The organism is Shinella curvata (assembly GCF_022899935.1).
Lineage (GTDB): Bacteria > Pseudomonadota > Alphaproteobacteria > Rhizobiales > Rhizobiaceae > Shinella > Shinella curvata.
This window is the reverse complement of record NZ_JALJCJ010000007.1, coordinates 261064-274032: the sequence shown is the minus strand read 5'-3', so window position 1 is coordinate 274032 and position 12969 is coordinate 261064. Positions and strand designations below refer to the sequence as shown.

General features: G+C 61.6%; 14 protein-coding genes and 1 tRNA gene. 2 read left to right on the top strand and 13 right to left on the bottom strand.

Features of this window, described 5'->3' with window-relative positions; all coding sequences use genetic code 11:
* Positions 1–142: 142 nt before the first annotated feature.
* From rlmH to obgE, 6 genes are all read right to left on the bottom strand, one after another.
* On the bottom strand, positions 143–625 hold the full coding sequence (rlmH, locus tag MUU55_RS24415; RefSeq protein ID WP_244763379.1) for a 23S rRNA (pseudouridine(1915)-N(3))-methyltransferase RlmH: 483 nt from the start codon (positions 623–625) through the stop codon (positions 143–145).
* A gap of 85 nt (positions 626–710) precedes the next feature.
* Positions 711–1124, bottom strand: a complete 414-nt coding sequence (gene rsfS / locus MUU55_RS24410) for a ribosome silencing factor (protein ID WP_117371367.1) — start codon at positions 1122–1124, stop codon at positions 711–713.
* A 103-nt stretch (positions 1125–1227) separates the two neighbouring features.
* Positions 1228–1836: a nicotinate-nucleotide adenylyltransferase gene (locus MUU55_RS24405; protein WP_244763500.1), complete on the bottom strand. Its 609-nt coding sequence runs from the start codon at positions 1834–1836 to the stop codon at positions 1228–1230.
* A 37-nt stretch (positions 1837–1873) separates the two neighbouring features.
* The gene (locus MUU55_RS24400) at positions 1874–3151 is read right to left on the bottom strand and encodes a glutamate-5-semialdehyde dehydrogenase (RefSeq protein ID WP_244763378.1); all 1278 of its coding nucleotides are present in this window, start codon (positions 3149–3151) and stop codon (positions 1874–1876) included.
* Positions 3144–4313: a glutamate 5-kinase gene (gene proB / locus MUU55_RS24395; protein WP_244763377.1), complete on the bottom strand. Its 1170-nt coding sequence runs from the start codon at positions 4311–4313 to the stop codon at positions 3144–3146. Before proB ends, MUU55_RS24400 begins: the two co-directional genes overlap by 8 nt.
* Before the next feature lies 1 nt (position 4314).
* A complete protein-coding gene (gene obgE / locus MUU55_RS24390) occupies positions 4315–5325 on the bottom strand; it encodes a GTPase ObgE (RefSeq protein ID WP_244763376.1) in 1011 nt (336 codons plus the stop codon).
* Between the two features lie 85 nt (positions 5326–5410).
* Between obgE and MUU55_RS24385 the strand changes: the two genes are divergently transcribed.
* A complete protein-coding gene (locus tag MUU55_RS24385; RefSeq protein WP_244763375.1) occupies positions 5411–6271 on the top strand; it encodes an endonuclease/exonuclease/phosphatase family protein in 861 nt (286 codons plus the stop codon).
* 32 nt (positions 6272–6303) lie between these two features.
* Here the strand turns inward: MUU55_RS24385 and MUU55_RS24380 are convergent, their stop codons facing one another.
* The 4 genes from MUU55_RS24380 to rplU all read right to left on the bottom strand — a co-directional run bounded on the left by MUU55_RS24380 (position 6304) and on the right by rplU (position 8313).
* Entirely contained in the window at positions 6304–6894 is a 591-nt protein-coding gene (locus MUU55_RS24380; protein ID WP_244763374.1) for a GNAT family N-acetyltransferase, read from the bottom strand.
* Positions 6891–7523 carry a GNAT family N-acetyltransferase gene (locus MUU55_RS24375; RefSeq protein WP_244763373.1) on the bottom strand — a complete coding sequence of 211 codons (633 nt, stop codon included), beginning with the start codon at positions 7521–7523 and terminating at the stop codon, positions 6891–6893. Before MUU55_RS24375 ends, MUU55_RS24380 begins: the two co-directional genes overlap by 4 nt.
* Before the next feature lie 126 nt (positions 7524–7649).
* The gene (gene rpmA, locus MUU55_RS24370; protein WP_117371375.1) at positions 7650–7919 is read right to left on the bottom strand and encodes a 50S ribosomal protein L27; all 270 of its coding nucleotides are present in this window, start codon (positions 7917–7919) and stop codon (positions 7650–7652) included.
* A 25-nt stretch (positions 7920–7944) separates the two neighbouring features.
* Positions 7945–8313 carry a 50S ribosomal protein L21 gene (gene rplU / locus MUU55_RS24365; RefSeq protein WP_050745338.1) on the bottom strand — a complete coding sequence of 123 codons (369 nt, stop codon included), beginning with the start codon at positions 8311–8313 and terminating at the stop codon, positions 7945–7947.
* 340 nt (positions 8314–8653) lie between these two features.
* Between rplU and MUU55_RS24360 the strand changes: the two genes are divergently transcribed.
* Positions 8654–8743 (top strand) — tRNA-Ser (locus tag MUU55_RS24360).
* 246 nt (positions 8744–8989) lie between these two features.
* On the opposite strand, the gene MUU55_RS24355 is transcribed toward MUU55_RS24360, so the two are convergent.
* The 3 genes from MUU55_RS24355 to MUU55_RS24345 all read right to left on the bottom strand — a co-directional run.
* Positions 8990–9139: a hypothetical protein gene (locus MUU55_RS24355; RefSeq protein WP_244763372.1), complete on the bottom strand. Its 150-nt coding sequence runs from the start codon at positions 9137–9139 to the stop codon at positions 8990–8992.
* Positions 9140–9386: 247 nt separating this feature from the next.
* A complete protein-coding gene (locus tag MUU55_RS24350; protein WP_244763371.1) occupies positions 9387–9812 on the bottom strand; it encodes a hypothetical protein in 426 nt (141 codons plus the stop codon).
* 748 nt (positions 9813–10560) lie between these two features.
* The coding region (locus tag MUU55_RS24345; protein WP_342346072.1) for a cadherin domain-containing protein at positions 10561–12969 on the bottom strand (2409 nt) is incomplete at its 5' end.

Below are 12969 nucleotides of genomic sequence, written 5' to 3'. Positions count from 1 at the left end.
TCCCAAAAATCCGTTCTGACCGCTCTATGCTGATTTGGCGTTTTCGCCAAGAAATCCTGCGGCCTGAAGATCCCTTGGACAGAAGAGCGCCAAAAATACGGCCTCTGCTATCCTGAACTTTGGGGCTTGCGCGGCGATGGTGTCAGCTGCGGTGATAGGGATGGCCGGAGAGAATGGTGACGGCGCGATAAAGCTGCTCGGCGAGCAGGATGCGCACGAGCTGGTGCGGCCAGGTCATCTTGCCGAGGCAGAGCGTTGCGTCGGCGCGGTCGTAAAGCGCCGGATCGAGCCCGTCGGCGCCGCCGATGGCGATCATCAGTTCGCGTTTTCCGGCATCGCGGAAGCCGCCGAGGAGCGTGGCGAAACCGGGCGAATCGAGCGACTTGCCGCGCTCGTCGAGCAGGATCAGCACGGCGCCGTCGGGCAGCGCCTTTTCCAGCATTGCCGCTTCCTCGCGCTTGCGGGTCTCGGCATTGCCGGCACGGCTTTCACCGACTTCGGCCATTTTGCCGAGTTCGAGGCCGATGGCGGGACCGGCCTTGGCGAAACGATCGATATAGCGGGCCGCAAGATCCTTCTCAGGGCCGGCCTTCAGCCGTCCAACCGCAAAAAGTCCAACCCGCATCGCCAGAAGCCCTGTCCGTTCGGGTGGCGCTTCAGCGGCGCCACCGTGTTTCCTCGCCAGACAGGCGCCCGGCGTCTTATCGCGTTTAGTGAACCGTGCCGTCTTCCATCTCGGGAGCCGCCCACATCCGTTCGATGTTGTAGAACTCCCGGATCTCCGGCCGGAACACATGGACGATGATATCGCCCGTGTCGATGAGCACCCAGTCGCCGGCTTCAAGGCCCTCGACGCGGGCATTGCCCAGGCCTTCGTCCTTCATGTCGGAGATGAGGTGGTCGGCAATCGCCATGACATGACGGTTCGAGCGTCCGGACACGACCACCATGTAGTCGCCCAGCGCCGATTTACCGGCAATGTTGATCGTGACGATATCTTCTGCCTTCGAGTCCTCGAGGCTAGCGAGGACCAGGTGAAGGGCACGGTCGGCGGCATCGTCGCTGCGGCCCGCGCTCCTGGAGAAAACGCCGATGACGTTTCCCTTTGCGTGCGCTGTTGTCAGGTTCGTTCCTTTCCGTAAAACAGGTCAAGCACGTCTCGTGCCGGTATATGTCGTCCCCGGCACCTACTAAATGTAGGCACCAATGGTTACCACTTTCAAGACGTCACTTCTGATGGATGGTTTTCTCTAGCATTTTGCGTGTGCGCAGTGCCGTGGAACTGAGAGGCGAGCGCGGTCCGTGGATGAAGGTCCAGGCGGGCGCCCGGCGGCCCGGCAGGCTCATCGCGTCCTCCTCGTCGACGCGGGCATAGTCGAAGGTCTTTGCCATACGCGAAGAGAGGTAGGCGAGCGTCGAGCCCGGCCGGTCGATGACGGCTATGGGGAAGGTGCCGGCGATCTTCTGCCAGTTCTGCCATTTGTGGAAGGTCTTCAGATTGTCGGCGCCCATGATCCAGACGAAGTTCACACCACGATTCAAGGCCTGCACGCGCTCCAAGGTCTTGGCCGTATAGCTCTGGCCGAGTCGCTTTTCGAAGGCTGTGACCTTGACGCGAGGGCTTGGCGCAATCGCCTCGCTGAGACGGATGCGTTCGGCGAGCGGTGCCAATTCCCTATGATCTTTCAGCGGGTTGCCAGGCGTCACCATCCACCAGAGCTGGTCGAGGCCAAGGCGGCGCAGCGCGGTTTCGGCAACCAGCGCATGGCCCTGATGCGGCGGGTTGAACGAGCCGCCGAACAGGCCGACGGCCATGCCCTTCTCGACATGCGGCATCCTCAGATAGCGTGTCTCAACCGCGTCTGCCGTCACGTCAGGGCCGCACCTGTCCGGTGCCGCGCACCCGGTATTTGAACGAGGTGAGCTGCTCGACGCCGACGGGGCCGCGCGCATGCATTTTCCCGGTCGCAATGCCGATCTCGCCACCCATGCCGAACTCGCCGCCATCGGCGAACTGGGTGGAGGCATTGTGCAGCAGGATGGCCGAATCGATCTCGGTGAAGAAACGCTCGACCACGTCGGGGTCCTCGGCGATCACCGCTTCCGTATGGGCGGAGGACCAGCGGTTGATATGGTCGATCGCACCCGAAATGCCGTCGACCAGCGAAACGGAAATGATCGCGTCGAGATACTCCGTCGACCAGTCCGATTCATCTGCCGCGACGAGATTGCCGATACGGGCGCGGATCTCGTCCGTCGCGCGCACCTCGCATCCGGCGGCCAGCAGGCCTTCGACGAGCTGCGCGAGATGCGTCTCGGCGACGGCGCGGTCGATCAGCAAGGTTTCGGCGGCGCCGCAAATGCCGGTGCGGCGCATTTTTGCGTTCACGACGATCTTCTTCGCCATCTCCAGGTCGGCCGATTTGTCGACATAGATATGGCAGAGACCTTCGAGATGGGCGAAGACCGGCACGCGTGCCTCGCTCTGCACGCGCGCGACGAGGCTTTTGCCGCCGCGCGGCACGATGACGTCGATCGATCCGTTGAGGCCGGACAGCATGGCGCCGACGGCGGCACGGTCGGTCACCGGCACATATTGAATGGCGTGTTCCGGCAGACCGGCGGCCTTGAGACCGGCGGCGAGGCAGGAATGGATCGCCTGCGATGAATTCACGCTGTCCGAACCGCCGCGCAGGATCACGGCATTGCCGGCCTTGAGGCACAGCGCGCCGGCATCGGCCGTCACGTTCGGGCGGCTTTCGTAGATCACGCCGATGACGCCGAGCGGCGTTCGCACGCGCTCGATATGCAGGCCGTTCGGTCGATCCCATTCGGCGATGATGTCGCCGACCGGGTCCTTGAGATCGGCGATATCACGGATCGCGGCGGCGATGCCGTCGATGCGCTCGGCGGTCAGCGTCAGCCGATCGATGAAGGAGGCGGCGACGCCGCTTTCGCGGGCATTGGCGAGATCGATCGCGTTGGCCGCGAGGATGGCCTCGCGGTTGGCGAAGATTTCGGCCGCCATGGCTTCGAGCGCGCGGTTCTTCTCAGCGGCCGTGGCAATGGCCAAGGGGCGGGCGGCGGCGCGGGCATTACGGCCGATCTCGGCCATCAGGGCGTCGATGTCGGTCTTGACCTGATCAAGCATGGCTCACGTCCTTTCCCGCCTCCGCGGTGGATGCGGCAAGGCCGGTTACCACGAGGTCGTCCCTGTGCACCATCGCGGCGCGGCCGGCATAGCCGAGGATTTCGGCGATATCAGCGGATTTCTTGCCGACGATCAGCCTGGCTTCATCCGCATCGTAGCCCGCAAGGCCACGGGCGATCTCGCGCCCATTCGTGCCGTAAATGGAAACCGTATCGCCGCGCGAGAACGTACCCCAGACGCCGCGCACGCCAGCGGGCAGCAGGCTTTTTCCCGCACTCAGCGCGGTTTCCGCGCCGGCATCGATCTCCAGCCGACCGGCCGGCTGCAACTGCCCGGCAATCCACGTCTTGCGTGCCGTGACGGGCGAGCCCGAAGGCGCAAACCACGAGGAGCGTGCGCCCTCTTCGATGGCGCGCAGGGGATGATCGACCTTGCCGGAGGCGATGATCATGGCGCAGCCTGCGCCCGTCGCGATCTTGCCGGCATCGATCTTGGTGCGCATGCCGCCGCGCGACAGTTCCGACGCCGCACCACCCGCCATCGCCTCGATCTCGGGCGTGATGGCGTCGATGGTTTCGAGGAAACGTGCGTTTGGGTCGAGATGCGGCGGCGCCGTATAGAGGCCGTCGATATCGGAGAGCAGCACGAGCAGGTCTGCCCCCGTCATCGTGGCAACGCGGGCGGCGAGGCGATCGTTGTCGCCATAGCGGATTTCCGTCGTTGCGACCGTATCGTTCTCGTTGATGATCGGCACGGAGCCGAGCTTCAAAAGCTGGTTGATCGTCGCGCGCGCATTGAGATAGCGGCGGCGCTCTTCCGTATCGCCGAGCGTCAACAGGATCTGGCCGGCGACGATACCGTCGGACGACAGGCTTTCCGACCAGGCGCGCGCCAGCGCGATCTGACCGACAGCGGCCGCGGCCTGGCTTTCCTCGAGCTTCAAGGCGCCCGAGGGCACCTTCAGCACGGAGCGGCCGAGCGCGATGGCGCCGGAGGAGACGACGAGCACATCCGTGCCGCCGGCCTTCAGCGCGGCGATGTCCTTGCACATCGCATCGAGCCAGGTTTTCTTGAGGCCCGTGGCGCGGTCCACGAGCAGGGCCGAGCCGATCTTGATCACAATCCGGCGGTGTTTTCCGAGCGGTTTGCGGTTCTTCGTCATCTCAGTCGTCGGACCCGGCATTCTTCGATTGAACGATGATGTCGCGTACGGCGCGCAGCGCGCCGACCATGCCGACATTGGCAACGGCGGAAAGCTGCAGCACCGGCTGGCCGCAGGCCTTTTGCAGCGCCTTGGTCTTCTTCTTCAGCTCGTCCTCGTCGAGAAGGTCGATCTGCGACAGCGCCACGATCTCCGGCTTGTCGGTGATGCCGCCGCCATAGGCTTCCAGCTCGTGTTTGACCGTCTTGTAGGCCTTGCCGACATCCTCTTCCTGTGCGGAGACAAGATGCAGCAGCACGCGCGTGCGCTCGACATGGCCGAGGAAGCGGTCGCCGAGGCCCACACCGTCATGCGCGCCCTCGATGAGGCCGGGAATGTCGGCGAAGATGAATTCGCTGCCGTCGATCGTCGCCACGCCGAGGTTCGGGTGCAGCGTCGTGAAGGGATAGTTGGCGATCTTCGGCCGGGCGCGGGTGCAGGTGGCGAGGAAGGTCGACTTGCCGGCATTCGGCAGGCCGACAAGGCCGGCATCGGCGATCAGCTTCAGCCGCAGCCAGAGGGTCTTCTCGTCCCCTTCGAGGCCCGGATTGGCCCAGTTCGGCGCCTGGTTTGTCGCCGACTTGAAATGCGCGTTGCCGAAGCCGCCATTGCCGCCGGCGGCGAGCTTGAAGCGCTGCCCCTCGGCCACCATGTCGATGATCAGCGTCTCGTTGTCTTCCTCGAAGATCTGCGTGCCGACGGGCACCTTCAGCGTCACCGAGGCACCGTTTGCGCCCGTGCGGTTGCGGCCCATGCCGTGCGTGCCGGTCGAGGCCTTGAAATGCTGCTGGAAGCGGAAATCGATCAGCGTGTTGAGGCCGTTGACGGCCTCCACCCACACATCGCCACCGCGTCCGCCGTCGCCGCCGTCGGGTCCGCCGAATTCGACGAATTTTTCACGGCGGAACGAGACAGCCCCTGCCCCGCCGTCGCCGGACCGGATATAGACTTTTGCTTCGTCCAGGAACTTCATCGGCTCGCCGTTCGCTTTATTCTGTTCAACATGCTCATTTTGCCGTCTTCGATATAGCCGCTTCCCGCAGAGGTCAAAGACTATCGTGAAATTCGTCAGCTATAACATCCAGTACGGCATCGGTCTCGACGATCGCCTCGACCTGCCGCGCATCGTCTCCTCGATCCACGGCGCCGATGTCATCGCCTTGCAGGAGGTGACCCGCAACTTTCACCTCAATGGCGGCATCGACATGGTCGCCGAATTGCAGACCCTGCTTGCCAACCATTATTCCGCCTTCTGGCCGGCCTGCGATCTCGATGCGGGCTCCGCCATCGAAAAGGGCCGGGTGGTCAACCGCCGCTTCCAGTTCGGCAACATGATCTTTTCCCGCTGGCCGATCCTGTCGACCCGCCTCATCCCGCTGCCGCGCACCCGCACGCTCGACAAGCTGAACCTCCAGCGCGGTGCCACCGAAGCGGTGATCGCTACACCGGGCGGTCCGCTCCGGGTCTATTCCGTGCATCTCGACCATGTCCATCGTGACGAGCGCATCGCGCAGATCCGCTATCTCAAGGACCGCGCCCAGCTTTATAGCGTCGAGGGCGGTGCGATTTCCGGCGCCCATGAATTCGGCCTGTCCGAACCGCCGGTTCCGGAGGACTATGTCCTGATGGGCGACTTCAACATGGTGCCGGAATCACCGGAATATTGCGAAATGGCCGGCGCCGTCGACGCGCTCTACGGCCGCCAGATCCGCGCCACCAATCCCGTCGATGCGCTGGCCGGCCTCGGCAAGCGCCATGCGGCGAGCTTCAGCTGGATCAACCCGAAGGATCATGCCGACCGCATGTTCCTCGACTACTGTTTCCTCAGCCACGGCCTCGTGGAGCGCCTGACGGATGCTTGGGTGGATGAGACCGCATTCGGCTCCGACCATATGCCCGTCTGGTTCGAATTGTCGTAAAACCGGGGCGGATCTCTCCGCCCCGATCGATATCAATGCCGCGGGACGGCCGGGTGGAAATCGCCCGGCGCCAGCAGCGTTTCGATATGCGGCACCATTGCCCCGCGGGCGGTGCTGAAGATGTCGCTGCAGCCGGTGATGCGGAAGCCCGCCTTTTCCTGCACCCGAAGAGAGGCCAGGTTGTCGGCGAAGACACCGGAATGGATTTCCGTGCCCGGCATGCGCATCAGGAAGCGCGCGGTCGCCGCATGCACCGCCTCGCTCATATAGCCGCGCCGCCAGTAGAAGCGGTTCAGCCAATAGCCGATTTCCCAGCCTTGGCGCCGCTTCTCGAAGGAAACGCAGCCGATATGCACGTCGTCATCCGCGGTGATGGCGAAGGCCCAGCCCTCGTTGAGGTCGGTGGTCATCACCGAAAGCCATTCGGTGGCATCCTGCCGGTCATACGGGGCGGGGACACGCGCCAGCATGCGCGAGACCTGGAAATCGGCAAGCGACTGGGCGATCGCATCCGCATCCGACATGCGGTGCGGACGAAGCGTCAGGCGGGCCGTCGTGATGGTCGGGCAGGGGCCGGGACCGGTGACATGCGTCCGCTCGATGGGGGTCTGCATGGCGTTCATCGCATGCCCCCCCAGCTCTTCAGCGAGACCCAGGTCTTGCGGTCGAGCCTGTACCATTCGACGGGCACCATGCCGCCGACGGCAAGGCTCTGCACCATGCCGGTCGCCTGGAACTGGAAGCCGCACTTCTGGATGACACGCCGCGAGGGGATGTTCATGACCCGGCAGCGCGCATCGATCTGGTCGACGTCGCGGGTGCGGAAGACCATATCGATCAGCGCATGCGCTGCTTCCGTGACGTAGCCCTGGTTCCAGTAGGGTTCGCCCAGCCAGTAACCGAGTTCGACGGTGCGTCCGTCTTCGTGTGGTTCGATGCCGCAGCAACCGAGGAAGGCGCCGTTGTCGGCTTTCGTAATGGCATAGACGCACTTGCCAATCGCGCCGGCGCGTGTGCGTCGCACGAAATCAGCGGCATCCGCAACCGTATAGGGGTGCGGCATGCGGGCGACCATGTTGGCGATATTGGCGTTGTTGGCGAGATGGGCAAGGGCGTCGATGTCGTCTTCGTGCGGGGCTCTCATGACGAGCCGCGGCGACAGTAAGATCGGGCAATCGGTCCTCGACCGGTCAGGCCTCAGCCTTTCCTGGGGAGACCTTGATTGGTCTTCCCGCAACAACTCGGTTTGCATGTTCAGTCCTCCAGAACGAAAAAGGGAGATAAGGTCTTGCCTCATCTCCCTTTTTCTTCTTCAGGCCTGAAACCTGTAGCGCCAGCCGGGTCGATGAGACGCCGGCTGTTTTAGAGCGCTACCGGCTTATTCCGCTGCTTCCGCTTTCGGGGCTACAGACACGTAAATGCGACCGTTGGCCTTCGTACGGAAATTCACATTGCCAGCTGTCAGAGCGAAGATCGTGTGATCCTTGCCGAGGCCGACATTGGCACCGGGATGCCACTGCGTGCCGCGCTGACGGACGATGATGTTGCCTGCGAGGACGGCTTCGCCGCCGAACTTCTTCACGCCGAGGCGCTTGGACTGGGAATCGCGACCGTTGCGCGAGGAGCCGCCAGCTTTTTTGTGTGCCATGGGAGTTCTCCTTTACCTGTCCGGATTATTCGGCTGCGGCTTCGGCGGCGTCAGACTTCTTGGAAGCCTTCTTGGCCTTGCCGGCGCCAGCGATGTCGATGATGCGGACAGTCGTGTTGTGCTGACGATGACCGCGCGAACGCTTCGAGTTCTGGCGACGGCGCTTCTTGAAGGCGATAACCTTCTTGGCGCGGCCATGCTCGACGACTTCTGCGGTGACGACGGCGCCTTCGACGAAGGGCGCGCCGATCGTTGCATCGGCGCCAACGCCGACCATCAGCACTTCGGTGAATTCGATCTTCGCACCAGCGTCGCCCGACAGCTTTTCAATCGTCAGAACGTCGTTGGCGGCCACGCGGTACTGCTTACCGCCGGTCTTGATGACTGCGAACATTTTATATCCTTTCATGTTCGTGCCGGCTCTTTGTCCCAAAGGGCAAGGCCGTCTTTTTATCAGTCGCGGGAATGACGATGCATTGGCGCATCGCCGGCTCAAGGAGGTCCAGGCAGGCGGCGCTTGAAATCCAAGGCCGAAAGCGCAAAGAACCTTCGTAGCGGCACAAGTGAGACCTATGCCACTGCACCTTGCGCAATAGGTGAGCCGCCGGAAACTGTCAAGGGATTTCCCGTCACCATGACAAAGAGATGAATTTTCTCGCCCTTCGCCCCCTTGCGCCCCCGCCCGACACCCGCTATGTACCGCCCCGCGCTGCACAAGCGCCGACCAGTTAAGCGGAGAGGTGGCTGAGTGGTCGAAAGCACCGCACTCGAAATGCGGCATACGGGCAACCGTATCGTGGGTTCGAATCCCACCCTCTCCGCCACAAACCATAAGCTATTGAAAATTAAGTATCTTTATGGGCAGAATATTAGCCCTGTGTACCGCTCATGTGGGCCACGGTTTCAAACGAGAAGTTTGGTACGACGCCCGTTCTGAGGTGTCAACAATTTGAATGCCTCGCCGGAGACAGTCGGTCCCGGTTTCCGTATCATCAGCTCACAACGATGGTCACGCCCGCCGTCACCGCCGCTTCGGTTGAATCTCCCGCCGACACCCACACGTGATACGTTCAGGCCTTCAACACCTTGTCGCCGATCCGACCGGTGTCCGAATCGAAGGTCGCGCCGATAGGAAGCGAGCCGAACAGCAAGAACGACACGATCGGGCCAGTGTTTCCGGCAACGATCGGGCGGAGATCGAGCGCAGCCCCCGCCGCCATAGATGCCTCCCCCGCTATGACAATCTACAGCCGGCGGGCGTTTCCGGAGGTATCGGAATTGTCGGCGTCGAAGTCGCAGCAGTCGACGGCAGCACACCGGACGACGACGACCGCCAGACGATTTCGGCAACGTGGACCGGCACGGCAACGACGCGGCTGAGTAGGAGTGCAGCACCGCGGATAATTCGATGCCATCCTCTCCCCAATCCGGAACCTAAGCAGCGATTTTTTCGATGAGCGCCTTCCACTATGTCGTCGGGTAGATCGACTTTTCCTTCGCATATCCCTCGAAAACTTGAACCAGATGCAACTTCGAATCCGAGTCGATTCGTGCTGGCTTAGATTGCAGTTGATGCGGCATATCAAAATGCGGGAAACGGTTCGCGTTTGGATCAGGGCTGTAGTCGCCGCCAGCCATCTTCCAGATATGCTCCCGCGCCTGAATTGCGGCCTGTGTCACGCGTGCCAGCACTATCTTCATGCTCGGCTCGTCAATGCGTAGTCCCTTGCCTGACAGGAAGTCGTCGGCGAACGTCCGCATTCGCTCGTCGCTGCGTTCCAACATCGTCTGGAGTACCTGCCGGGTTTTCTCAGTATCGCTCCCCAGCAGTATGATCTGCACCTTCTTCGGCTGGTGTCGCGCTTGGTCGAGCAGGAGCATCGAGAGCGGCATTCTGGACGGATTGTCCTGATGTTGTGCGACAAGGCTCCTGTATGTCTCGCCACCGATCGCAGCCGCCTACTTTTCGTTCAGGCTCTGCACTCCCGCGCGCAACAGCCGCCACCGCTCCTCGACTTCCTCCAGTACTTGCGCATGCGGGATCTTCGCCGCGGCAGGGTCGCGGGTGCCTAGGCTGACTTTCTCCTCAACCTTGCCGACGAGAGCTGGAGAGCATCTGGGACGCGCTTTCGGAACTGAAAGATACCTGTCTTGGGATGCTTGGATGGACGCGACATTAAGAGAACCATGTCTACCACCTTTGTGTACCACTCGGCCCATTAAGAAAGACGCCTATTCTCCAGCGCCTTCGGGATTTCCAGCGGGTTCCGAAGGATTTCTCATAAAGCCCCCTCTCTTCGCCACAACTAAGTCATTGATTTTATATCAAAACCTTGCGTAATTCGAGTAGGAGTGTGGGTATGGCTCTTCCATCGGGCTGTCAACCATCGAATATCAGGGTGATTCGCTCACCGCTTCGTCATGCGTCGGCGCTCATCCGATGCGCGCCGACGCATGACCAGAAAAGTACCGCCATCAACGGGCTGCAACCCTCCGGCGGTCTTTTTGAGGTATGTTCGATACTTGTACGGAAGGGGCCAAACCGTCCGTATCATTAAAATCCCGCTCCGCCGGCGCGGGATTGGGCAAGAAGAACCGGAGCTGCTAGCGCCGGTTCCGAATACCGTGAAGCCGTCCGCTGCTACAGCAGGAAATAACCCTTAGAGAGGGTGAGGGCGTCATCAAGGTGAATGGTGAAGTCGGCCTGGCCGTCGCCGTTCGTGTCTCCGTAGATGTAGGTGTCAGATTTCGCTTTGTCGTAGCGAAGTTCTCCGGCCTTCTTCGAAAAGGCTTTCGTATCGATGAACGTGAAGGCATCGTCCTTTGTCGTGGAAACCTTGGCATCAATGCCGGAAAGATCGATCCGGTCGCCGCCTGCACCGTCGAAGTCGAAGATCGTATCTCGGCCAGAAGCTGCAACAGTCGAGTCCGTCACCGACTTGAAGATGAAGATGTCCTTACCCGTGCCGCCGTAAAGGTCGTCCGCACTGCCCGCGCCATATAGCTTATCGTTGCCGGCCAGGCCTTTCAGAACGTCGTTGCCAGCCCCGCCGGTTAGCGTATCGGCCTCGGCCGTGCCTACGAGCGTGCCGCCCTTCGGCGCGGCCTTCAAAGCCTCACCCTTAACGTCGGTGACGGTGATCTTCAGCACCTGCGTGTCGATCAGCTTACCAGTATCGGTCGCCCTGACCGTTACGTCGTAGACGTTGTTTTTGCCTGCATCCTTGGCAGCCTCGTAATCTGGGGCCGACTTGAACGACAGGGCTCCCGTCTTCGTGTCCACCTTGAACAGCGCCTTGTCGGCTCCGCCGGAGATCGCCCATGCGACGGCACCCTTTTCCGGGTCGGTCGCCTTCAGCGTCGTCACGGCCGTCTTGTTCTCCGCGACCTTCAGCGACGACGACGTGGTGATGACCGGAGCTTCGTTGACATTGGTCACCGCGACCTTCAGCGCCTGTGTGTCAATCAGCTTGCCGGCATCCGTCGCCTTGACCGTCACGTCATAGATTCCGTCCTTGTTGGCGTCTTTCTTCGCCTCGAAGTCCGGGGCCTTAATGAAGGAAAGCACACCCGTCTTGGCATCGACTTTGAACAGCGCCTTGTCTGCTCCGCCGGAGATCGCCCATGTGACGGCACCCTTTTCCGGGTCGGTCGCCTTCAGCGTCGTCAACGCCGTCTTGTTCTCCGCTATCTTCAGCGAGGACGACGTGGTGATGACCGGAGCTTCGTTGACATTGGTCACCGTGATAGCGATCGCCTGCGTAACGCTGATACCGCCTGCATCCTTGACAGCCACGGTCACGTCATAAACGTTGTTCTTGCCGGCATCCTTCGTAGCCTCGTAGTCCGGGGCCGACTTGAACGACAGTGCCCCCGTCTTTGCGTCGATATTGAATAGCGCCTTGTCGGCTCCGCCAGAGATCGAATAGCTCAGCGTACCCTTTTCCGGATCGGTCGCCTTGACCGTCGTCACCGCCGTCTTGTTCTCGGCAATACTCACGGATGCCGAAGACGTGATGATCGGCGCTTCGTTGACATCCGTTACGGTGATCGCGATCGCTTGTGTAACGCTGATACCGCCTGCATCCTTGGCAGCCACGGTCACGTCATAGACGTTGTTCTTGCCTGCATCCTTGGCAGACTCGAAATCCGGGGCGGACTTGAACGACAGGGCACCCGTCTTCGCGTCGATATTGAATAGCGCCTTGTCGGCTCCGCCAGAGATCAAATAGGTCAGCGTGCCCTTTTCCGGATCGGTCGCCTTGACGGTCGTCACCGCCGTCTTGTTCTCGGCAACGCTTACGGACGCCGAAGACGTGATAGTCGGAGCTTCGTTGACATTGGTCACCGTGACCTTGAGCGCCTGTGTGGCAAAAAGTCCGCCGGTATCCGTCGCCTTGACGGTCACGTCGTAGACGTTGTTCCTGCCGCTGTCCTTCGGTGCCTCATAGTCTGGAGCCGACTTGAACGACAGCGCCCCCGTCTTCGAGTTGATGGCGAAAAGAGATGCATCCGCGCCGCCGGAAATCGAAAAGGTGACGGTGTCAGTTTCGTCGTCGGATGCGGTAATCGTGGCGACGGCGGTACTGTTTTCTGCAACGCTGATCACGTCATCCGAAGTGATTACGGGCGCTAGATTTCCCGTCGCCGTCAACGCTGCCGAAGTCCATACCGTCCCATCGTTGAACCGAACTTCGTCAATCCGATATTGCTCGCCAGAGAACCATGAGGAGATGGTGATTTTATCCTCGCCGTTGACATGCGCCAGAACGAGGTCGTCGCCATCTCGCTGTGCGATGATATCGGTGGCTGCAATGCTTGCGTCAAAAACCACCACATCCGTTTCGCCTGCTGCATTCGTCGAACTGGCGTTATAGATGGTGTCCTGTCCCCATCCGGCTCCGACTAGGTAGGTATCCGAGCCTTCGCCACCATCCAGGGTGTCATTGCCGGCATCTCCGCGCAGCGTATCGTCGCCTGCGCCGCCGTAGATCATATCGTTGCCCGCGCCGCCGATGAGCGTGTCCGCGCCAGAGCCACCGGAAAGCTC

Coding starts and splice junctions, on each gene's coding strand:
- rlmH (WP_244763379.1), bottom strand. CDS start 625: ATGCGGGTTGGACTTTTTGCGGTTGGACGGCTGAAGGCCGGCCCTGAG.
- MUU55_RS24405 (WP_244763500.1), bottom strand. CDS start 1,836: ATGCCGCATGTCGAGAAGGGCATGGCCGTCGGCCTGTTCGGCGGCTCG.
- MUU55_RS24400 (WP_244763378.1), bottom strand. CDS start 3,151: ATGCTTGATCAGGTCAAGACCGACATCGACGCCCTGATGGCCGAGATC.
- proB (WP_244763377.1), bottom strand. CDS start 4,313: ATGACGAAGAACCGCAAACCGCTCGGAAAACACCGCCGGATTGTGATC.
- obgE (WP_244763376.1), bottom strand. CDS start 5,325: ATGAAGTTCCTGGACGAAGCAAAAGTCTATATCCGGTCCGGCGACGGC.
- MUU55_RS24380 (WP_244763374.1), bottom strand. CDS start 6,894: ATGAACGCCATGCAGACCCCCATCGAGCGGACGCATGTCACCGGTCCC.
- MUU55_RS24375 (WP_244763373.1), bottom strand. CDS start 7,523: ATGCAAACCGAGTTGTTGCGGGAAGACCAATCAAGGTCTCCCCAGGAA.
- rpmA (WP_117371375.1), bottom strand. CDS start 7,919: ATGGCACACAAAAAAGCTGGCGGCTCCTCGCGCAACGGTCGCGATTCC.
- rplU (WP_050745338.1), bottom strand. CDS start 8,313: ATGTTCGCAGTCATCAAGACCGGCGGTAAGCAGTACCGCGTGGCCGCC.
- MUU55_RS24355 (WP_244763372.1), bottom strand. CDS start 9,139: ATGGCGGCGGGGGCTGCGCTCGATCTCCGCCCGATCGTTGCCGGAAAC.
- MUU55_RS24350 (WP_244763371.1), bottom strand. CDS start 9,812: ATGCCGCTCTCGATGCTCCTGCTCGACCAAGCGCGACACCAGCCGAAG.